Origin of the sequence: Bradyrhizobium brasilense (assembly GCF_029714345.1) — a bacterium.
GTDB lineage: Bacteria > Pseudomonadota > Alphaproteobacteria > Rhizobiales > Xanthobacteraceae > Bradyrhizobium > Bradyrhizobium australafricanum.
Genome location: NZ_CP121669.1, coordinates 1,968,679 through 1,990,464, shown reverse-complemented (window position 1 = coordinate 1,990,464; position 21,786 = coordinate 1,968,679). Strand labels below are relative to the sequence as shown.

Genomic DNA, 21,786 nt, shown 5'->3' with positions numbered 1-21,786 from the left:
CAATGAAACGTTCCACTTGAATCAACCTGGCCTGCCCGTTAGCTTCCGTGACCCGTCGCGGACAGAAGACGACGGCCAAGGGGAGAAACTCGATGAAGCGGGGCGCCGTGACGGCCGTGCTTGCCGTGCTTGCGATTCAGTGCAGCCAGGGAGCGCTAGCAGCCGAACCTCAGTTCAAGCTGCGGGCTTCGGTGGACACGTCGGCGGCACACGGACGGACATTGTCTGCCGCCGACTACCTGAAGAAGCTGCAGGAAAAATCCGGCGGCCGGATCACGACCGAGCTGTTCCACAGCGGCCAGTTGTTTCGCGACCGCGACGTGGTGAAGGCGCTGCGTCAGGGCGCCGTCGAGATGGCGATCCCCGGCACCTGGGTGCTGACCGGCTTCGTCCCCGATGCAGACGTCTTCCAGCTGCCGGCATTTTTTGGGCAGCCCTACCCGGTGGTCTATGCTGCTGCCGACGGCAAGATCGGCGAGATCATCAACAAGCAATTCGAGAGCAAGCTCGATGTCAAATTGCTCGGCCCCTGGCTGCAGCTCGGATATCAAAACACCTACAGCACCAACAAGGCGATCCGCGACTTCGCCGATCAGGCCGGTATGAAGATCCGCAACTCCGGCGGTGCCGGACAATCGGCGCGGGCCAAGTTCTTCAATGCAACACCGAACGTCACAGCCTGGCCGGACGTTCCGCTGGCGCTCTCGCAAGGCACGTTCGACGGGCTGAGCTCGACCGATGAAAGCCTTGCCAGCGCAAAGCTCTGGGAATCCGGCGTGAAGTATGGCTTTGCGGATCGCGAATTCGTCGGGTTCTACGTGCCGATGATCAGCGAGAGCTTCTACAAGAAGCTGCCGCCGGATCTCCAGAAGCTGGTCATCGATCTCTGGCAGGAGAACATCCAGGTCTACCGCAAGAGCATGGAAGAGGCTCAGACCGAGGCACGCCACACGCTGGAGAAGAACGGCATCGTGTTCGTTTCGCCGTCCGAGAGCGCGCTCGCTGAGGTCCGCGCCAAGATGCTGCCTTTGCAGGACAGCATCGCGAAGGAGTTGCGGATTTCGCCCGCCTTGCTGCAGCAGGTGCAGGCGGATGTAACGACCGTCGGCCATTGATTGCCACCCATGATGAAGATCTGGAACAGGCTTGAACTCCTGTTGATAGGAGTTCTTGGTGCCGCCGCGCTGACGGTCGGGACCGCTCAGGTCATCGGTCGCTACGTGAACAAGAATTTCGCCTTCATCAATGGCGAGGAGGTAGTGGTCTATCTGACGGTCTGGGCGGTGTTTCTGGCGTCGAGCCAGTTGGTCCGGACCGATGGGCATGTCAGGCCCGACGTCGTGCTGCGACTGTTGCCGCCGCAAGGGCAAAGATGGGTCGAGGCGTTCAACTGCTGTGTCGCGATCTTGTTTTGTGGCGGCCTGGCCTATTGCGGCTTCCAGGTTGCCGACGTCGCCCGCAGCCTCGACGAGCGCAGCATCACGGGCCTCGAATTCCCGATGTGGATCTACTACTCGGCCATCCTGACCGGCGCCGTGCTGATGCTGTTGCGCTACGTCATCAAGCTTTATTTGCTCGTCTTCCGCTTCGATCCCGCCACCATGGTCATCGCCGTTCACGATCACTGAGCGATCGACGATCGTCAGCCGTCTTGATGACCGATCTGCCATCGGCAAACTGACCGTCGTGGTCCCGCATCGGGACGCTTCAGGTCCAGCAACAACGAGACCGACACGATGTGGACGATGCTTTTCCTGCTGATGTTCTTCGGGCTGCTCTGCGCGGGAATGCCGATCTTTCTGGTGTTGGGTCTCTGCGCGGCAGTCCTGTTCGGTTTCAGCGACCAGCCTCTGGTGGCGATCGCGCAGAAGATCGCCGATGAAATGAATTCGAGCACACTGATGGCCTTGCCGCTGTTCGTGATGGCCGCCGCATTCATGCGGCGCGGCGGCGTCGCCAAGGCGCTGGTCGATGTCGCGATCGCCTGGTTCGGACGATTGCGGGGCGCGCTCGGTCTCGTGACGGTGGTGTCATGTACCCTGTTTGCCGCGATCTGCGGCTCCTCAGTTGCGACTGCGCTCGCCATGGGCACCATTCTGGTGCCGGCGATGATCGAGCGCGGCTATCCGCGTCATTTTGCGCTTGGCGTGGTCGGCGCATCCGGCACGATCGGCATCGTGATTCCTCCCAGCCTGTCGCTGATTCTTTACGGACTGATCGCAGAGCAATCGGTACCGCGCCTGTTCCTGGCCGGCATCATGCCCGGGCTGCTGCAGGCAGCGATGTTCTTCGGCTGGGTGTTCTACTACTCGCACAAGTATGAGCTGCCGCGCCAACCGTCCGTGCCTCGCGCCGAACTGGTGCGGATGAGTCTCAATGCCCTGCCCGCGCTTTGCGTACCTTTCATCGTGATGGTCGGAATCTACGGCGGCCTGATGACGGTCACCGAAGCAGCCGCGGTCTCGGCCACGGTGGCTCTTCTCGTCAGCCTGTTCTTCTATCGCGGCTTTAAGGTCAGCCAGACGCTCGAGGTGATCGCCGAGGCAATCAAGAGCGCCGCGACGATCATGATCATCGTCGCGACCGCTTTGGCGTTCGGCCACTGGATGACGGACTCGGGCATCCCGGCCTCGCTGGTGAAGTTCACGCTCGACAACCAGCTTCATCCCTGGCAATTCCTGCTCGCGATCAACGTGCTGCTGCTCGTGCTCGGATGCTTTCTCGAGGTCGCCGCCACGCTGCTGGTGGTGATGCCGATCCTTGCGCCTGCGCTGAAACCGCTCGGAATCGATCCCGTCCATTTCGCGATCGTTTTCACCCACAACATGGAGATCGCGCTGGTTCATCCCCCGGTCGGACTGAACCTCTACGTGCTGGCCACGATTTCGACGGCGCCCGTCACCGAAGTGGTGCGCGGCGTTCTGCCGTTCCTCGGCCTGCTGCTGCTGTGCCTTGCGATCATCACCTATGTCCCACAGCTTTCGCTCTGGCTGCCCAATCTGGTCTACGGCGCGGGCTAGCAACGCGGATCGTCTCGACGGAGAGTTCGAGCATGTCATCGAAATCAATCCATTGGGCCGGCGAATTCTCCGCGCTCGCGCTCCGCTACGGCAACAGGCCGGCTGTCGTCGACGCCGCCGGAACAACGTCCTATGCGGAGTTGTTCGCCAAAGCCGCCGGCGTTGCGGATGCCCTGATCCAGGCCGGGATCGGCCCGACAGATGCCGTGGCTACATTGTTCCGCAACAGCGTGGACGCCGTTGCGGCCACTTTCGGCGTCATGCTGGCGGGCGCTGTCGAAGTCCCGATCAACCCTGCGCTGAGCAGCGACGAGCGCGCCTACTGCCTCGCGGTCTCCAACGTTCGTCTGTTGATCACCGGCGCGGCCTTCGCGACCGAAAAGGCTGCCGGCGGTCCGAGCATCATCGAGGTCGAAAGCATCGAACGGACCGCGTTGGATCCGGCCGCCTTCCCGCAGGTCGACGGCGACGCGCCGGCGCGTATCGTCTTCACCTCTGGTACCACCGGACGCCCGAAAGGCGCGGTTCACAGCCAGATCGGCCGCTGGACGGCCAACATATTGCTGCGGGCGAACCTGCCGTCCCGCCCGGATGCCGACAGCAATGTCCTGCTGATGACGCCATTCTCGCACGGCTCCTCGTTGATGACGCATGCCTACCTGTCGTCGGGTGCGGCCGTGACACTGCTCGACGGCGTCGACCCGGCGCGCGTGCTGGATATCCTCGCACGCGGCGCATGCGATGCGATGTTTGCGCCGCCGACCGTGCTGGCAAAGATCGTGGCTGCCGCGGGCACGCGCCAGTTCTCGTCGCTGCGCACGATCTTCTGCGGCACGGCGGTGCTGAAGCCCACGCTCTATGCGCGCGCAAGGGAGATGTTCGGCCCCGTGGTGCGGGTCACCTATGGCAAGAGCGAAGTATTCAATCCGATCACGGTACTCGAAGCCGAGGAGACCGAGTCCTGGTATGCATCCGGAGGCGAGGACGCCTGCGTCGGCTGGCCCGCTCCCGGTGTTGAAATCGTCATCCGCGGCGAGGACGGCCGGCCGGCCGCGGCGGGCGGCGACGGCGAGGTTCTGATCCGTGCACAACACCTGATGACCGGGTATCTCACCACCGAGGGTTTTAGCGCGCTCGCACCGAATGAATTCCACGAAACCGGCGATCTCGGCTATCTCGATGCACGCGGCCGGCTGCACCTCACCGGCCGTAGCGCCGACGTCATCAAGTCGGGCGGCTACAAAGTAGCGCCGGAAGAGGTCGAACGGTTGCTTGCGCCGGCGCTGCAGCCATCGGAAGTCGCGGTGGTCGGCATTCCCTCGGACTATTGGGGCGAGGTCATTCTGGCAGCGGTCGAAAATCCCGCACCAGGCTGGGAGGAGCGCATCAATCGCGTGGTGCCGAACATGACCGACTACAAGCGTCCGCGCCTGCTGATTGCCCTCGACGAATTGCCGCGCAATGGGATCGGCAAAATCCTCCGCGGCGCCATTCGCACCGACGTGCTGTCCCGGTTCCGCATCACCGAAGGGCCGCGGCCGCGGCTCGAGAAGCGCTCCTAACTACTGGTGCTACGTCACCAAAGGCAGATAATGATGTGGCAAGCGCATCACGACGTGATCCTTGCGACGCACTATATTGGTCGGATACGGCGTTTCGAGATTGCTCGTGTCGATCGTCGCGATGGCACTCTCCTCCTGATCGAGGATCGCGGTTTCCTGTCGCGGGAAAGCAAAGTTGTCCGGACCGAGCACCGCACTCGCACCGAGGAAGCCGCGCGCCGGATCGACCACATTCGCAAACGCCAGATAAACATTGTTCTCGCCACCGCCCAGGAGCAATCCGCCGCCTGTTCGGGATCGAATTGAGGGTAAAGGCGAAGCAGTTGGAACAACGGCCCACAAAGACAGCTAGACTTGGGAATGCCCTTTATCTGATCGGGTGCATTGTTGCGGCCATTTGCATCGCCACCGGCGCCATCACGGCGATCGTAATGCACAATTCAGGTGGCGTTTTTGACGTGGCGTTTGCCCCAATAGTTGGAGTCTTCATCGCCGTCCTCGGCCTTATTTCGTGGCTCATTGGCCGAGTCTGCCGCTACATCCTCTCCGGTAATTGACACAGCCTGGTTCAGGACTCCCATCGTCGGGACGCTGCCCTGCATTATCGCTGGATCAATCTGTCAGAGATATCGGGCGGGATGCTGCGTGCACGCAAAAAGACTGCGGCGCGGGGCTGGTATGCGTCGGGGCTTCCCATTTCGTTCCGCTGCGGGACAGAAGCCCGACAGTATCAACGGGCCATCGGGATGTCGTGCCGCTCCGGTTGCAGCCAGGCGAAGAGTTCCGAGATCGAAGCTTCTACCTTCGCGCGGATTCTGCCTGAATTCATCGCGCGTCAGATGTCAGCAGCCCTCCTCATCGCGCTATTGTGTAGGACAGATCAACGACATGCCTCTCGGCATTGACGGCAACCCCTCTCGTCGTGTGTCAGCGGCAGTAGTGACTCTTCCTTTTGGCTCGACAAGCACTGCAGGCCCGCGCTTCGCTCTCGGTCGTCTTCGAGCTCGCTTTAGTTCCATGCGAAGATAGTCATCTATCCACCGACGCGTTGCGCCGGGATGTGATCTGCAATGCATAATCCGCGTCACGAAAGTTCCAAGCTCGCCTAACGCCAAGCGTCCCTCGCCTTTGTCGTTAGCAGCCCCCGTTTGGCACCGCCTGTTGCAGCCAAGTTACAGCAATTCCGCACGTGTCTGATAGGCGATGAACTTGGGGCCGGGCCAGTACAAGAAAGTTGGAATGAAAAGATGAAGAAAATTCTGCTTGTCACCGCCAGCATGATCGCGCTCGGCGCGGTCGCGCCCGCTTCCGCGGCTGATCTCGCGCCGCAGCCCTACACCAAGGCTCCGCCCTATGTTGCTCCGACCCCGATCTACAATTGGACCGGGTTCTACATCGGTGGCCACGTCGGTGGTGCGTTCGGTGGCAACGATAACGTCCTCGCCCCCGGCTTCGGCGGTGGCAACGACGGTGTGTTCATGGGCGGCGTGCAGGCCGGCTATGATTACCAGTTCGCGCCGAGTTGGGTGATGGGTCTTGAAGCCAACTATAGTTTTCTGGATACCGGTTCGAGCTTCGCTAATCGTGGCCTCGGTTCGGTAACCGGACGCCTCGGCTACACCTGGGGTCCGGCGCTGCTTTACGTCAAGGGCGGCTATGCCTGGGCTGACACGCGCTTCTCGAACGGCTTCGGCGGCGACGGCGGCCGTGACGGCTACACCGTCGGTGCCGGTCTCGAATACATGTTTACCCAGAACTGGTCGGGCAAGCTCGAATACCAGTACTATGACTTCGGCACCGTCAACGTGTCCGATTCTCTCGGCTTTATCGGCAGCTTCCGCAACGACCAGCACACCATCAAGGCAGGCTTGAACTACAGGTTCAACCTGGGCGGCCCCGCCGTCGCTAGGTACTGATCGCTCACTTAACTCAAAGCGACATGAAAGCTCCGGGCCAATCAAAGGCCCGGAGCTTTTTCGTTGGAGCGATGGTTCCTTCCGGATTGGAAGCCTCTTGTTGCGCGGTCGATTGACGCACGTTGACGGACTGATCCGTGACGACATGACGCACGACGATCAATGCGTCATGGAACTGACCTGCAAGGGACGATGGCAGCTAGCGCTCATCGGGCTGATCGAGCGCGAACACGAGGCCCGTTGCGAGCGGTTCGGCCGGGCTGGTGGATTGGGCAGGCCCGTCGGATCTACTGCATGGGCGCCGCGCGCTGCGAGGCTTCAGCGCCGCTGCCTGATCTGCACGGCCTTCAGATAGTCGGCAACCTGCTCAGCCCAATCGGCGGGTGGCGCCACGCCTGTCACTTGCGGGCTGCGACCGCAGCCAACGCAGATCGGGTGGGTGTCCTGATCGCTCTCGAAGCTATAGGCATCCGCGCCGTCGGTAATCACGCACGGCGTCATGTCGGAGCGCTTGCGGTCGCAGCGTTTCATCATGGCCTCCGTTCCCCGGCGAGTGCTAGCCGACACACTTTGCGAGTCCAGTGCTGGATCATGAGTCGCCCACCACCGCCGAGGAAAATGCAAAGTGAAACGCATTCGATGGAACAGCAACACGCGTGGGCGTTTTGGTTGTTGATTGATTATGATGCAATCGTGACCATGGAACTCGTGCTGTTGGCACGGACTGCACATCCCATCACGAGGCGGTTGTGATCTCATTGCGTACATCGGATCGACCGAGCACGCGCATCGGCTCGGCCAATCCGAAATACTGGCAAAGACGGCTCCGGCGCGGCCCTCAGACAGCACGTCGGGGCCGTCGCTTGCGTCAGCGGAGCTTGCGAGATGGGTGACAGCCATCGAGTGCCAATGTCGGATATGCACGCGCGCGTGTTGACGCGGCGTTGAGGCGCTCAATAGCTTTGCCGGTTGGGGTGGCTTGATGCGGTGATGGCGATGTCCAGAATAGAAGTGAGCGCGGAAGAGAAGGAATTGATTCTAATGCTGCGCGAATGGAAACGCGACGTGCGCGGATTTGGGTCGTCCGAAGTTTTGATTTCACGCCAGCATGGACGCGGATGGGAAATCAGGCTTGCGCTCAACGCGGATCAAGTGTCGTCCATCGGACTGAGCTTCGGCCTGGCTTGGAATGCACTGGCGGCAACACAATTGGGTGCCGCACGATAGGCGGCATGGGTTGCGCATGAATTTCGATGCAACCTCGGCAACGGAACCGGTTGCGCTGGCACAAAGTGCACTTCCATCCAAGGCCGAGTGTGATCTGATCGTCACTCGGATCAGCCGAGCCCCACAGCGCATCAAACTCGGATAGTCCGAAGCACTGGCGAAGACGGCTCCGACGTTGAAACCCCTCAGACTCACGTCGGAGCCGTCGAAAAAGGTGGCGCCAATGAAAGCTCGAACAGGTACCGAATGGGCCATCATCGCCGCTGAATGCTGGCTCGCAGTGGTCGCGGTGGCGATCTTGCTGATCGCGCTACACCCGGAAGTTGGCTGATTGCGATACGCGCGGCTGTCGGGATCGAAGGGACGATTTTGGTTAGGGCTGGTGCCCAAGCGCATGACGCAAGTCGAGATGCGTCGCCTTCAGGACGATCGCCGCAGACGAGCGAGCGGAGCATCGCCGCCCCTCGGGCCAGCGCCTTGACCGCGTCTACCGCCCAGGAAGCCGAGAGACGGACCACGCGGCCGGCATGCTTCAACGAGCAACCGTAGACGGAGATTCAGGAGTTGCGCTGTTGGGCGCGTCGTTCGACTGTTCGGCGGCAACGACGGAACGAATCTCGTCAATCCGTCGACACGCGCGGATCGCACACTCTCTCAACTCATCGATCGATTGCGTTTCTGCCCGTGTCTTTTCGATCGCTTCGATTTGCGAATTGAGGGCTGCAAGTTCTGCCTGGAGCAGCTCAAGCAACGATTGGTTGGAACCAACCGCCCTTTCCACTTTTTTTGCCCGCATTGTCATCCCCAAATACGGTTGTACGTTCGTGACAACGATTCGTGGCGTCATTATGAATCCGAATTCCCCCAGCTTGGACTGGGGCCTCGCGTCACCGCAAAAACGTTGCCAACGGCGCCCGGCCACGCTGCCGAGCTGATCGTTCATTGCGCGACGCGCAATTTCGTTCGCGACCTTGGGCACGACTCATCGGCGATGGTCGAACCTCGAACGAGAACGCCCCTGATCGTGTTCGCGTATTTATCGCGGCTGCAAATGCACGGCCTTTGCCAGGGCTCGCGCCGCCTCTGCCGGAGAAGCCTTGTCCGTATCACCGTCGACCATGAGGTTAGCGGCGCGCATCGCTTCAACGGGCACCGAGCCGACAAGCGGAACAAGTGCTCGCTTCAGCCGCGCATCGGCGGCACGCTTTGGCGAGATGAGGATCAGCGCATCATAGGAAGGTATCGCATGCTTCGGGTCAGCCAGTACGAGCAGATCAAGCGCGGCGATACGCCCGTCGCTGGAGAACGCGGAGATGACATCGGCCTCACCGGCCTCGAGAGCATGGTACATGATCGTTGGATTGTACGAGCGTCGCGTTCTGAACGACAGACCATAGGCATCCTTAAGCGAGCGCCATTCCGGTCGGCCCAAAAACTCAAGGTCATCGCCGATGGTGAGTTGAGGTGCAACACGAGCAAGATCGGCAATCGAGGTGACGTTTAACTTCTGCGCTCTCTCCCGTTTCATCGCGAGAACGTAGGCATTTTCGAAACCAAGCGCGCCGAGTACCGTGACACCCTGCTCCGCTTTCATCCAGCGGACGATCTCCGCCTGCATCTCCTCGCGCCGTGGCATATCGGTGCGACCGATAACGTTGCGCCAGAGCGTGCCGGAGTAATCGACGTAAGCATCAATGTCATTGTGAGCCAGCGCGCGAAAGGCGATAGCCGAACCGAGCCCATCCTTGCGCGTTACGCCGGCTCCTTCAGCCTTCAGCCGGTCACCCATCAGATCCGCCAGAATGAACTGTTCGGAGAAGCTCTTCGCGCCGATGACATAGGTTGCTGTTTCGTTCGAGAGCAGCGGCGCGAAACCGGCGAGCGTGCCGAGAGCAAGCCCGGCTATACCGAACGCCACACGTTTCCTGCTACGTTCAGACGCCCCCGTCTCCACGAGACCGAGACAGAAGTCGGTGATCAGAGCAAGCCCGGCCGCGGCGATGCAGCCGAACAGCACGGAAACCCAGTTCTCGGTTTGCAACCCCGTAAAAATGTAATTGCCAAGGCTGGTTTGGCCGACGGGCGTGGAAAGCGTGGCTGCTCCAATCGTCCATACGGCTGCAGTCCGCACCCCGGCCATGATGACGGGCGTGGCGAGCGGCGCCTTGACGCGCGTCAGAATCTGCTGAGGCGTCATACCAACGCCTTCTGCCGCTTCGACGACAGCTGGACTAACGCCATTCAAACCGACCACACTGTTGCGCAAGATCGGAAGCATCGCATAGAGCGTCAATGCGATCAGCGTCGGCAGGAATCCCAGTGCGGGGATGCCGAAGCCGAAGAGCCGTGCCGTCAATGTCGAGAGCGCAAGGAGCAATGGATAGAACAGTGCGAGCAACGCAAGTCCCGGTATGGTCTGGATCAAGCTGGCGATGGCAAGCACCAGCCTGCGTAGCCATGGTCGTTCCGCTGCGAGGGCAGCCAGCGGCAGGCTGACGAGCAGTCCAAGCGCCAGCGCCGTGGCGCAAAGTACAATATGTGGTGTGAGATAGGTGGGAAGCAGGCGCCAGGCGTCGAACAACGCGTCTAATCGGGCACTGGAAAGCAGCTCTGCGCCGGCATCAGGCACGAGCAGGTCCGTTCTTGGTCGCAAGCGCGGCGATGCGTTCCGCTTGACGTCGCGGGACTTCCATCAAGGCGGTCACGTCCGGATCGTCAGAACCAGAGCCCATCATCAACGTGTGCGGCGTATCGTCCGCGAGTACGCGGCCGTTCTTCATGACGACGATTCGATCAGCCATCAGCGCAGCTTCCTGGATGTCATGGGTCACCATCAGGGTCGTCATGCCGAACCGGTCGTGCAGCTCGCGGTAGGAAGAACCCAGGCTGTCGCGGGTGACAGGATCGAGCGCACCCAGCGGCTCGTCCATCAGAACAATGCGCGGTCGGGCGGCGATTGCACGCGCGACGCCAACCCGTTGGCGCTGACCTCCGGACAGCATGTGCGGAAAGCGGCTGGCGTAATCCTGCGGCAAGTCCACCATATCCAGCATCTCGGCCACCCGCGCTTTGATCTCGCTCGCCTGCCAGCCACGCAATTTGAGTGTCACGGCAATGTTGTCGGCAACGCGCATGTGCGGAAACAAGCCGATCCCCTGAAAGACATAGCCGATGCTCCGCCGCAGCATCGGCGGTTCGGCTTCGCTGACAGGCACTCCGTCGATCCTGACTTCTCCAACGTCAGGATCGACGAGCCGATTGATGGTCTTCAGCAGCGTGGTCTTGCCGGATCCCGAGCCGCCCACGAGCGCGACCAGCGAACCCTGCTGTACGTCGAGCGATACGTTGGAAACAGCAACGCTCCGCCCCCCATCGTAGGATTTTGATACAGCATCGATCTCGATATACGGCACGGAATTGGACGGATTCGAAATCGGCGAAGCTGTCATGAACAGGGCCTCCCTGTAGACTGCAGAACTGGCAGAAAATGACCAAGCAGGAGTCAGGGCATGATCCACTTGGATGCACAGGTCCCTGGGTCACACCGACGCCACCTTCGGAAGGCGAGCCCGTCACGGCTCCAACGCGACCTGCAAGCCGTCGTCGCCCTCAACATGGACATAACGGGGTCCGATCGGACGCCCCCTGCCGCTGGCAACAGTGACAATGTCTTCCAGGGGAGCGGCGCGCACATCCGCCTCAGGGCGGGACAACATCAGATCGGCGTGAAACAGCCCTTCCGACTCAAGACCGGTGGCATCGATGCCAAGAGCCGCCAGGCTGGCCAAGCAACTTTCAAACTCTTCAGCATCGCGAAAACGACGCTGGATGAAAGTCGCGCCGGCAAGACGCTCCGTCACAAGGCCACGCTTCGCGAACGTCGCGGCTAGAGAATCGAACGGGAACATTCGTAGCACGAACGAAATGATCCATGGACGCCTCTCCGTCGCATCGAGAATCTTGCTGAACGTCTTCTCGGTGACGTAGCCGATGCACCCCGTCGACATGATGACATCCGCGGATCGGACAAGATGCGCGCTGTCGGTCGAGAGCGCCTCCGTTTCAAGATCTGCGACAATGCCCTGCTCAAGCAGACCAACACCCGTTGCATACCTAATCGCCGGCGCCGACACATCGAGACCGATAAATCGCGCGAGACCGACATCCGGCCAAGCCGCATAAAAATTGCGATCGAGACGCACCAATGTCTCAGAACCGATCGCCCTCATCTCGCGCCGGGCGTAGCGATGGCGCAAGCCCCCGAAAGTCAGTGGAAACCGATGCACCGCTGCGTTGATTCCGTATGAACAGCCAACATCAAGCACGGTCGGCTTGACGCCGGTTTCCGAAACCTTCGCTGCCAGAATTTGGCGCACAACCGGCTCGGCCACGTCCGGGATCATGTAATCCAAATCTCCCAGGACAGAGAAATACGCCCTGGGATCATCCAGGGCATAAATATCATCGAAGACGGCCTTGGACTGATTGATGCGCGAAAAATGTGTTTGCAACCCGGTCTCCTATTTCAACTTACAAGCCACTCGACGGCTGCTGCGTTCAAGTGCTTGATGCCTTATTGCAGAGATTGACCGACGCACAAACCTATTGCGCTTTTTTCAACCTCGCTTCGTGGAACTGCGCTGAGCACTGATGCGCACGCGCGTATAACGCCGCCTCCTTTTCGAGACCATCGCCGGTTGGGGCGGCTTGATCTGCGGTCAGGATGATGTCGAAAATGCCAGTCGCTCTGGCAGAGAAGAGAATCAACTCTGGTGCTGTACGAATGAAAGCGTGCGGGCAGCCGGCCGCGATAGTCGACAATGCTTGTCAGGCACGGACACGAGGGTTGGGAAATCACGTTCACGTTGCGTGCCCGGTGGCGCCAGTCGCGGCACCGGAGAACATTTCGCAGAAACATGGAATGCACTCGCGTCAGCACGGTTGCCGACAACAGGTTGAGACCGCGCCAATAGGAAGGCCGCTCAGATGGGAATGATTGGCCCGCGTAGTTGGCCGATGGATCGAACTCGGCCTACGGACAAGGCGCGCTGGAGCAGTTCCTCGGCAACGGCAACTCACGCACGTGGTTTGGGGGCCATGTTAGAAAATGCGCCAAGCTGCCACGCCGAGGATGAAGCAAGCTTGAAGCTGATTTGGTGGAACAGCAACTCGCGCATACGCACAGGGCTATTGACGGTTTGCATCGCTCGCGAGGCCGATGTTCGGAACTTTGTCGGTTCCGCTCCAACGATGAGACTCTGGCAGCGCTGAACGGACCGGGCTCCTCGCAGGTATCGTCAGCGAGATTGAGCGTTTCCAAGCGTCTCGAACACCGTCTGCTGCCACCAATCACCTTCGATTTGATCGAGTACGGCGAGATCGAGCATCGGCCGCAAGGCGCTGTCTTTGGGCAGTACGATCGCATAGCTCTCGCTGCTGAAGCTGGTATCGACGACGCGAGCCGAGGCCGAGAAGTCGCTGCGAACCATCCAGGTCAGCAACGGCTTGTCATGAACAAAGGCATCGATTGTCCCACGCCCCAGCGCGGAGAGGCCGCCCTGGATGTCCGGAAACGTTCGAAACGAAAGCCGCTGACGGGCGAGGTAGTCGGTCGTCGCGGAGTTCGCGACCGCGCCGACGCGCACGGAACGCAGGTCGTTGAAGCCGTGAACGGCGCCCTCGAGCCCTCTGCGCGTCAGGGTGGAGGTGATACCGGCGGTGAACACCGCAATCGCGATCACGGAAGCGATCATCCATCCCATTGCGACGATCCTGCCGGGGAGCGTTGTCGGCGCATTCTGAGCGGCCCCGGCTTGCGTCATGGCGATGGTCGACCACCAGAAGCTGGAGCCGAGTCCCTTGGCGCCGCCACCGAAGTGCTCCGTTTTGCGCCGTTCCAGCATCCAGATCAGAAATCCGACCGCCATTGCGAAACCAAGCAGCACCGCGACGGCCTGGAAGAATCCGAAAGAGAGAAGCGCCCGTCCGATCGCGACCCAGGGGTTTTCGTTGACCGGTACCGCAACGCCGAGCCCGGTGTTGTAGAACGGCTGCGTAAAATCGACTTTGCGCGCACGCTCGGCGGTCACTGTGACCGCCGCGACGCCAACATCGAATCTGCCGTTTGCGACGCCGTCCAGCAAATCCGGCACGCTCTGGGTTTCGACCAGGCGAAAACGTAGGTGTGCCTGATCGGCGATCCTTTTCCAGAGCGCGATGCTCATACCGCTCCAACTCCCATCCGGCTGCTTGATGGCAAATGGAGGGGCCTGCTTGGTCGCCACGACTAATTCCTTGTCGGGCGCCGCGGCCGCTTGGGCGTGAAGGGCGCCGCAGCCGAACGCGGCCACCGCCAGCGCCAGGATGCATAACCAGACCGGTCGAATCGACGTCCGCTTGCGTTGCGAGATTGGATCTCCCCGCCTGGCGCTGTGGGCAGCCATCTCACACGACACCCCTCTCAAGTGGCGGTCGTGCAGAGCTGTCGGGAAAGCCTCGAATGAACTCATTGCTCACCTCGATGCATACCGGGATTGCCGGCCGGAGCTTCGCTACTCTCTTGGCAGCATTCGTCACACGCCTGTCCGTCAAAACAATGGCGAAGGAGTCTTCGGCCATGTCCGGAGGGCCAACTAACCTCAGGTTGAATTCCACAACGCAGACGCTCGATTGCCGACGTTGCGAGTGACGGCATCGCTTCTCTCGATTCAACAAAATCGTAAGCATCGGCATGAGCTGCGAGGCAGCGACAAATGACACCATAACGCTCAGGATACGAGAGTTTCGGCACCATCGAGGCGTTCGCGAAGACACCTGATGGCGTGCGCATGGTCTTTACGAAGAATGGAGCCCGGTTGGATGCTGAAGCCTCGCTTGCGGTTTTGGCAGTGGGTTGGGTCGCAGACACGAAGCGGCTGAACGTCGCGGTTGAGCCTACCCCACCTACGGAGGGATCTTGGCCCGGGCTGCGGTGATGGCGGCAGGACAGCTCGGCTTGAGCATAGGCTGGCAAGCGCACCGGTTCGAGAATGTATCACCTGCGACCCACCAGTCGGGAGAGGTCGGGGAGCGTCGGTGACCTTCCCGGGTCGGCCGTCGCAAGGGCGATTTCCGCAAATTTCGGCAAGTATCGAGACGTCGAACGGCCCACGGAGACGGGCTAGCAGTCCCGACCAGTAAGCCGATCCTGGTCAACCACAGCACTGAAAACCATCCAATCCGTGCAGTCGGGCAGCACCCCGCGACGGGCAGAACGGCTAGTCCGTTTTGTTCGCGCTGATATCCCTTTCAGCGACGAACACGGTAGCCACCGCAACGCTCGCTAGGCAATGGCGGCATTGGCGGGGTTATCAAGTCCATGCCATTGAATTTGCTTGGGATATCCCTCCTGCCGGGATCGCCCCGTCATTTCCCGGCCCAGTGTTTTCAATAGGTTGAGAGCCTCAATTTGGAAGTCGAGCTTGTTCAGAAGGCGCAGCCTCATGAAGACTGGAACGAAAGCAAAGCGTCGAAAGCCAAGAGAGCCAGTCACCGTCCTTTGGCGCGCGTTCGCGCCGCGTCATGCGCACGGCTCGGCCAGCCCGTCATGTGCACGTCGACATGCGTGTGAGTGACAAGGTCATCGCATGTGGTCGCGTTTTTTCCGGATCACGAACGGACCCGAAGTTTGACGATCATTGTGAGCCACCCCACAGCCCGCATGCCGCCGAGGTGATAAAAGGCATTTTAGACATTGGACAAGACCGCTGACGGTCTCCGGCGGTCCGAGAACCGCAGGTTTGTTGATTTTCTCTCCAAGACAGGGTTCCATTCCGGCTCCATTGAGCCGAGGTCGTGCAATGCCTGCCGGAGCTGTCGCGAGGGAGCAAGCCGCCCACACGCCAAAATGGGTGAATGCACGCCTCCGGTCTCAGGAGTGGTCAAACAACCCTCGCGCGGACGCCCGGACCGCGGCAGTGCTGCTTATCGACATTGCCGGCTTCACAGCGAAGACCGACCGCGCTGCCGGCGACGGCGCTGAAAGCCTTACCTACTTCATCAACGATTGCTTTGCGATACTGGCCGACGTGATTGATTCAGAGGGAGGCGACATCGTCGCTTTCGCCGGTGACGCCATTCTCGCGATTTGGGTCGATCCGGACGCTGCCGTCGCTACCGCGCAGGCCGTGCGCTGCGGCCTTGCGCTGCGACAGGCCATGACCGCCGGGCCGGGCCGAGAAGCGATCAGTGCGCGCACGGCGGTGGAAACCGGCGAAGTGTTCTTCTGCAGGCTCGGCGGCTGGCAGGACAAATGGCACTATGTTGCAGCCGGAGAACCCTTTTACCGCATCGGCCTCGCTTATCAGAAAGCTGCGATCGGCGACATCGCGTTGTGTGCAAACGCCGCGCGGCTGTTGACGGGCTCGTGCGAACTCGAGCCCATGCCCTATGGGGCACGGCTCCTTGGAATGAACTCACCTGATGCCGTCGCACCGATAGACGGCACTATCTTCGGAAGCCACACGGGCAAGGCCGATGCCAGCGACTGGGTCGGCGAGTTTCGCACGCTCACAGTGGCGCGGGTCGGCCTCCCCGATTTCAATTTCGATGATGATTTCTTGACGAGACTGCAGGCCTTCGTCGTTGACGTCCAGCAAATCGCCGAACGGCTCGAGGGAACCGTTCATCAGGTCCTGATGGACGACAAGGGCCTGACTCTTACGCTCGTCTTCGGATTGGCTCCGCTTGCCCACGAAGACGATCCCTTCAGGGCAGTCGAGGCGTGTCTGCGCCTCCGTCGCCAGCTGGAAGCGAAGGCCATTCCGATTTCTGTCGGCCTGGCGACCGGCCGCCTGTTCTGCAGCAATTATGGCGGCCTCCATCAAAGGACGTTCGGGATTTTTGGGCAGGCGATCAATGTGGCCGCGCACTTCGCCGAGGCCGCACAGGGCGACATCGTCTGCGACGCCACGACGGCCCAGGCCGTCGGGCGCAGGATCGTGTTCAATCTGCTGCCACATCTCCAGGTCAAGGGGACGGGCGCATCGATGTTGGCGTTCAGTCCGGCGGCAGTGACCGACGATTTCCATGCTCCACCCCGGCGCACCATCATCGACCGCGTCAGCGAAACCGCGATGCTCAGGAGCTGTCTCGACGGTCTGAAGACGGGAACCGGTAAGCTCGTCCTCATTGCAGGCGAAGCCGGCATCGGAAAATCGCGCCTACTCGAAGACTTCATCGGATCGGCGCAGGCCGACAATCACGCCGTCCTGGTTGCAAATGCCACGGCGATCGAAAGATCGACGCCCTACTTCGTGTGGCGCGCCGTATTGCGGCAGATCTTGCAGTTTGAAGGACCGGGCGACGGACCGCGGGTTCGACGCGAATTGTCGGAAGCGCTGCTCGAAAACGAGTCGCTGCTGAATTGGCTTCCGCTGCTCGAAGAAGTCATTCCACTGGGATTTTCCGAATTCGCCTTCACCGAACAGATCGTCGGCTCGGCTCGCGCGAGCGCGATCGAAGAACTCGTGATCTTCATCCTGCGACGATCGAGCGTTCGCATCCTCCTGATGGAGGACGTCCACTGGTTCGACGGCCCCTCGATCGAACTGCTTGGCGCCGTCGCGCGCCGGCTTTCGGACTTCCTGATCGTGGTTACTCAGCGGACCCAGACGACAGCGATCGCAGAGCAGCGTCTTGTCGTCGAACTCGCCTCATCGCTGCAGTTGCGGCTCGACCGGCTGTCGCGCGACGACGTGCGGCTGCTGGTGAAGCGGCGCCTGAGATCGTCCGAGGTTCCGCCGGAACTGGTGCGATATGTCTACGGTCATGCCAGTGGAAATCCGTTCTTCAGCGAGGAGCTCGCGCTCGCGCTCAGGGACACCGGAAAGATTCAGGTTACGCGGGGGATATGTTCGTTCGATGAACAGAGCCTCGCCGATTCCAGTATCTCGCTCTCGACCAGCGTTGAACGCGCAATCGTCAGCCGGATCGACCTGCTATCGCTCGACGACCAGCTGGTGCTCAAGGCCGCCAGCGCAGTCGGCGACGCCTTCTCCTCCGAGTTGCTGGATCAAATCGTCCCGGAGTTGTCCGCTGCCACCAAGGCGGAATGCATCCGCCGATTGATCGACTTCGACTTCCTGCAACTCGATCGCGAGACGCGGCCACTTTCCTTTGTGTTTAGGCACTCCATAACGATGGAGGTTGCCTATCATGTCTTGTCTTTTGCGCAGCGAAAAACCCTCCATCGGCGGATTGCCAGCTTCATCGAGCAGCATCACGCCGAGGAGCTCCAACCGAATTATGCGCGCCTGGCAAGGCATCTCGAGCTTGGCGGCGAGCCGTTGCGGGCGATCACTTACCTCGAGCTTGCGGCGCAACAGTCGCGCAACAACTCGGCAAATCGCGAAGCGATCCGTTACGTGGAAAAGCTATTCGATCTCACGCAGCGCGAAGCAATCCAGATCGGACGCAGCCGCAAGGCGGCTTGGGAGGTCATCCTCGGTGACGCTTGTCACGAATTGTCGGACTACGAGAGCTCCGCCAACCACTACCACCGCGCAATGGAGTTGCTTGGTCATCGTCTCCCGGCGAGCAAGACCGAACGAATCGGCGCGCTTGTTCGCAACGCCGCAACCCAGTTGAGGTTACGGTTTACTTCGTCGAAACAAGTGGTCCTGGCTGAGCAGGACAGGTCCGACATGCAGCGCGTCGCTCATATGCACGAATTTCTGTCGGAGCAGTATTTCTACCAGAATGACTCGCTGGCCGTGCTCAACGGAACCCTGGCCTCGTTGAACCTGGCCGAGAAATGCGGCGCGACCCCGGAGACGATTCGAGGATACAGCGCGCTGGCGCTCGGAATGGGGATGTCCGGCATGGTGGGGATCGGCCGCAGTTACGCAGCGCGCGCGATCCAACTTGCGGAAGATTACGGCTCGCTGCCCGAGATCGCGCGGGTCCGACTCGTGCTCGGCGTTCTCTCTTATGGCCTCGCCGAATGGGACAATGCCGAGGCGCATGGCGAACATGCAAGACGTTGTTACGAGCGCCTGGGTGACCGAAAGCGTGCGCAGAACAGCGAGACGATGTTGATCTTCATCGCGCTGTTGCGGGGATATATTTCGCTCGCCGATGAGCGGCTTGCCAGGCTGTTCGCGGAACTCTCCGACGATTCCCCGCCGCAGATCCGCGCTTGGAGTCTTTCCTTACGAGCATTGATCGACATCACCCGGGGCGGGGCCGATACCGGATGCCTCGACAAACTGAAAGCGCTGGCGGGCCAGCGGTTGATCCGCACCGAACAATTGCTTTGCACCGGCGTGGCCGCGGCCGGCTACCTCGAGCGCGGCGAGGCCGCGGTCGCCCTGGAGCTTGCGGAACGGGGACTTCCGATCTTGCGCGAATGCGGCGTTGTGTGGGGCGGATATGCCTTCGGGCCGGCAGGAATCGCCGATGTCTTACTGAGCCATTGGGAGCAAGCTTCCGGCGCGGTCTCTTCGAACATTCAAAGCCAGGCGAAGCTGGCGTGCCGGGAGCTTTCCCGGCTCGCTCGAACATCGCCGATCTGCCGTCTCTACAGTCTGTTAATGAACGGCCGATTGTGCTTCCTGACCGGTCAATCGGCGCGGGCGCTCGAGAATTGGAAGCGCGCCGCCGAAGTGGCCGAGCTGCTGCAAACCCCCCGCGAGCAGGCGCAGGCGATCTATCGAACCGGCCTTGCGACCAGCGCGAGCGATCCTGAGCGTGAGTCTCGCCTGCGGCAGGCTGCCGACATCTTTGAACGCCTCGGCGCCGCCAAGGAGCTCGCCGAACTGAAACGTATCCATCCATCGCCGTCGTCGCAATGGAGACAGGCTTGAGCCAGCGCCGCATCATCATCGTAGGCGGCGGAATGGCGGGACTTTCCGCCGCCTATCAGCTCAGCCTTACATCGGAATTGCGCAAGCAATATCACGTCACGGTCTATCAGCTGGGATGGCGGCTCGGAGGCAAGTGCGCCAGCGGGCGCGATGCGCAGGGCCGCAACATCGAGCATGGCCTGCATATCTGGTTCGGCCACTACCTGAACGCTTTCCAGATGTTGGCCGAGGTTTACCGAGACTTGTCGCGGAAGGGAGCGAAAGTCGATTTGAACACCTTGATTCTCCCACAGGGTTACACGCCGATCGGCGATCCCGATGGGGCCAAGCCGACCGTGTATGACGTCAACTTCCCGACATCGAAGAAAGTCGGTATACCCGGCAGAGAACCGGCTGACCTCAGCATCGCCAATTGTCTGTCGCACGCGATACGGCTGTTGATCGACTTCCACGACTATGCGCTCGGGTCAGACTCGCCGATCGTAAAGCTCGACGAAGTTTCGATCGAAACGATAAAAATGCGCGACGACCCGCGGTTTCCCCCCTCAAGACTGCTCGGTGTGGTGACGGCAAGGACCTGTCTGGAGATTGCCTCGGCATGGCTGTTGCATCTCGACGAAGACATGATCTCGTTTGGCCCCGCGGACATGGAATTAGTCCGCCGGGTGCTTCAGGGCGCTGCTGGCGCCAGCTGTCATATGACCTTTGCGAATACCGCAGCCGGTCACTTGTTCGACCAGGCCTTGCGACTAGCGTGGCCGCTGGTGGACGGCATTTTCGACGACATCGTGATTGAGCAACGATCCATCCAGCAGATGGACGGCGAGGACTTTCGCCGCTGGTTGGTTCGTCATGGCGCCGAGCCCTTACTGGTCAAGCAGTCGCCAATGGTGAGAGCGCTCTACGACACGATGTTTCAGTATCCGGACGGAGACATCGCCAACGCGAGCTACGGCGCAGGAACCGCGGTCCAGGTCCTGCTTCGAGCACTCGGAACCTATCAGGGAGCCGTGGCGTGGGAGCTGCAGGCCGGTGCGGGCGAAGTGATTGTCGCTCCCCTGTTCGAGATACTCAAGCAGCGAGACGTCGAGTTTCGGTTCTTTCACAAACTGACCGATATCAGGGTCTCGTCGGATGGGCGATCTGTCGATTCACTGCACTTTGACGTGCAGGCGATACCGAAGTCCGGCTATGAATGGACCGTGCCGATTGGCGATGGACTGTCCGGCTGGAGCAGCCAACCCGACTGGCTTCACCTCGACGTGCCCCCGAACGGCTGCGTTGATTTTGAATCGTTCTGGTGCAACGAACGGGTCGACACTGACGTAAAGACACGAGTCGACGATTTCGACGATGTCGTCCTGGCGATACCGCTCGGCGCTTTCAAGAAGTTCACGGGCAACAAAAGTGTCGAGCGACCGGCCGGACCGGGCCTATCTGGCATTGAAGCAAAGCACGAGCCGTTCGACGACCTTTACAACTACAGCACCGGCTTCTGGAATATGGCGGCAAAGCTTCGCCTGGTGCCCAGCATCGCAGTTCAGCTCTGGAGCACGCGCTCGCTTGCCGACCTCGGCTGGTCCGGACAAAAGCCCGCGCTGGTGTCAGGCCCCAATCCTCTCGACATCTGGGCGGACATGTCCCAGCTCCTGCGGTATGAGCGCCGCGACCCTCCCTACTCGCTTCACTACCTCTGTGACGTCTTCCCTTCGAAATTGTACGCAGCGCCGCGGACAAGCCGGCATGCCCAGGAGATGGCAAATCTGCTCGCCTATCTCAAGACGTTGGATTGGCTCGAACACAAGGCCAAGTTCATCTGGCCGAAGGTGATGAAGAATGGTGCGTTTGACTGGACCGTGCTCTACGACGATCAGGATCGCGACGACTATCGCCGGATCAGGGCGCAGCACGTCAAAGCCAATATCAGTCCCTGGGACTGCTGTGTCGCGACGGCGGCCGGCACCAGCGCCTGGCGCCTGAAGACCGACGAGTCCGGCTTCAAGCACCTGTACCTCGCCGGAACCTGGATCGACACCGGCTTCAACACCGAATGCGTTGAAACAGCCGTGATCTCGGGAATGCAGGCGGCGCGCGCGATCACCGGCGCAGAGCTCGAAATTCCCGGCGAGCGGTTCCTTCACGCTACCCGACAATATGTGTCTCTCTGTGATGTTATGCGCAGCTGCGCGCCCGCTCCCGCTGAATGAGGATCGGCCGC

14 protein-coding genes and 1 pseudogene are annotated in these 21,786 nt (G+C 60.8%); 8 read left to right on the top strand and 7 right to left on the bottom strand.

Annotation, left to right across the window (positions count from 1 at the left end):
• Positions 1 to 92 precede the first annotated feature (92 nt).
• The 4 genes from dctP (at position 93) to QA635_RS09205 (ending at position 4,582) form a co-directional block, all read left to right on the top strand.
• A complete protein-coding gene (gene dctP / locus QA635_RS09220; RefSeq protein ID WP_283068418.1) occupies positions 93 to 1,115 on the top strand; it encodes a TRAP transporter substrate-binding protein DctP in 1,023 nt (340 codons plus the stop codon).
• Positions 1,116 to 1,124: 9 nt separating this feature from the next.
• Positions 1,125 to 1,628: a TRAP transporter small permease gene (locus tag QA635_RS09215; RefSeq protein ID WP_057017373.1), complete on the top strand. Its 504-nt coding sequence runs from the start codon at positions 1,125 to 1,127 to the stop codon at positions 1,626 to 1,628.
• A gap of 108 nt (positions 1,629 to 1,736) precedes the next feature.
• Positions 1,737 to 3,020, top strand: a complete 1,284-nt coding sequence (locus QA635_RS09210) for a TRAP transporter large permease (RefSeq protein ID WP_283068417.1) — start codon at positions 1,737 to 1,739, stop codon at positions 3,018 to 3,020.
• A 32-nt stretch (positions 3,021 to 3,052) separates the two neighbouring features.
• Positions 3,053 to 4,582 (top strand): class I adenylate-forming enzyme family protein, encoded by a 1,530-nt coding sequence (locus QA635_RS09205; RefSeq protein ID WP_283068415.1) that lies wholly within the window; start codon positions 3,053 to 3,055, stop codon positions 4,580 to 4,582.
• 9 nt (positions 4,583 to 4,591) lie between these two features.
• Here the strand turns inward: QA635_RS09205 and QA635_RS09200 are convergent.
• A pseudogene (locus QA635_RS09200) lies at positions 4,592 to 4,861 on the bottom strand (nitrilase-related carbon-nitrogen hydrolase); the annotation flags it as partial.
• 968 nt (positions 4,862 to 5,829) lie between these two features.
• On the opposite strand from QA635_RS09200, the gene QA635_RS09195 reads away from it, so the two are divergent.
• A complete protein-coding gene (locus QA635_RS09195) occupies positions 5,830 to 6,498 on the top strand; it encodes an outer membrane protein (RefSeq protein ID WP_283068413.1) in 669 nt (222 codons plus the stop codon).
• Between the two features lie 318 nt (positions 6,499 to 6,816).
• On the opposite strand, the gene QA635_RS09190 is transcribed toward QA635_RS09195, so the two are convergent.
• A complete protein-coding gene (locus QA635_RS09190; RefSeq protein WP_253606941.1) occupies positions 6,817 to 7,032 on the bottom strand; it encodes a hypothetical protein in 216 nt (71 codons plus the stop codon).
• 456 nt (positions 7,033 to 7,488) lie between these two features.
• Here QA635_RS09190 and QA635_RS09185 point away from each other — a divergent pair, with 456 nt between their 5' ends.
• Positions 7,489 to 7,725, top strand: coding sequence for a hypothetical protein (locus QA635_RS09185; protein WP_283068412.1), 237 nt, complete (start codon positions 7,489 to 7,491; stop codon positions 7,723 to 7,725).
• A gap of 532 nt (positions 7,726 to 8,257) precedes the next feature.
• On the opposite strand, the gene QA635_RS09180 is transcribed toward QA635_RS09185, so the two are convergent.
• The 5 genes from QA635_RS09180 to QA635_RS09160 form a co-directional block, all read right to left on the bottom strand.
• A complete protein-coding gene (locus QA635_RS09180; RefSeq protein WP_283068411.1) occupies positions 8,258 to 8,704 on the bottom strand; it encodes a hypothetical protein in 447 nt (148 codons plus the stop codon).
• 57 nt (positions 8,705 to 8,761) lie between these two features.
• Positions 8,762 to 10,306, bottom strand: a complete 1,545-nt coding sequence (locus QA635_RS09175) for an ABC transporter permease/substrate-binding protein (protein ID WP_283068410.1) — start codon at positions 10,304 to 10,306, stop codon at positions 8,762 to 8,764.
• A 40-nt stretch (positions 10,307 to 10,346) separates the two neighbouring features.
• Entirely contained in the window at positions 10,347 to 11,174 is an 828-nt protein-coding gene (locus tag QA635_RS09170; RefSeq protein ID WP_283068408.1) for an ATP-binding cassette domain-containing protein, read from the bottom strand.
• A gap of 123 nt (positions 11,175 to 11,297) precedes the next feature.
• A complete protein-coding gene (locus QA635_RS09165; protein WP_283068406.1) occupies positions 11,298 to 12,236 on the bottom strand; it encodes a class I SAM-dependent methyltransferase in 939 nt (312 codons plus the stop codon).
• A 786-nt stretch (positions 12,237 to 13,022) separates the two neighbouring features.
• Entirely contained in the window at positions 13,023 to 14,234 is a 1,212-nt protein-coding gene (locus QA635_RS09160) for a transporter substrate-binding domain-containing protein (RefSeq protein WP_283068404.1), read from the bottom strand.
• A gap of 1,446 nt (positions 14,235 to 15,680) precedes the next feature.
• On the opposite strand from QA635_RS09160, the gene QA635_RS09155 reads away from it, so the two are divergent.
• Both QA635_RS09155 and QA635_RS09150 read left to right on the top strand, forming a co-directional pair.
• Entirely contained in the window at positions 15,681 to 19,568 is a 3,888-nt protein-coding gene (locus tag QA635_RS09155; protein WP_283068402.1) for an AAA family ATPase, read from the top strand.
• Positions 19,565 to 21,775, top strand: coding sequence for an NAD(P)-binding protein (locus QA635_RS09150; RefSeq protein WP_283068400.1), 2,211 nt, complete (start codon positions 19,565 to 19,567; stop codon positions 21,773 to 21,775). Before QA635_RS09155 ends, QA635_RS09150 begins: the two co-directional genes overlap by 4 nt.
• Positions 21,776 to 21,786: the final 11 nt, after the last annotated feature.

Bases quoted from the DNA above. Each gene is read 5' to 3' on its own strand.
- dctP (WP_283068418.1), top strand. From the start codon at position 93: ATGAAGCGGGGCGCCGTGACGGCCGTGCTTGCCGTGCTTGCGATTCAG.
- QA635_RS09215 (WP_057017373.1), top strand. From the start codon at position 1,125: ATGATGAAGATCTGGAACAGGCTTGAACTCCTGTTGATAGGAGTTCTT.
- QA635_RS09210 (WP_283068417.1), top strand. From the start codon at position 1,737: ATGTGGACGATGCTTTTCCTGCTGATGTTCTTCGGGCTGCTCTGCGCG.
- QA635_RS09205 (WP_283068415.1), top strand. From the start codon at position 3,053: ATGTCATCGAAATCAATCCATTGGGCCGGCGAATTCTCCGCGCTCGCG.
- QA635_RS09195 (WP_283068413.1), top strand. From the start codon at position 5,830: ATGAAGAAAATTCTGCTTGTCACCGCCAGCATGATCGCGCTCGGCGCG.
- QA635_RS09190 (WP_253606941.1), bottom strand. From the start codon at position 7,032: ATGATGAAACGCTGCGACCGCAAGCGCTCCGACATGACGCCGTGCGTG.
- QA635_RS09185 (WP_283068412.1), top strand. From the start codon at position 7,489: ATGGCGATGTCCAGAATAGAAGTGAGCGCGGAAGAGAAGGAATTGATT.
- QA635_RS09170 (WP_283068408.1), bottom strand. From the start codon at position 11,174: ATGACAGCTTCGCCGATTTCGAATCCGTCCAATTCCGTGCCGTATATC.
- QA635_RS09160 (WP_283068404.1), bottom strand. From the start codon at position 14,234: ATGAGTTCATTCGAGGCTTTCCCGACAGCTCTGCACGACCGCCACTTG.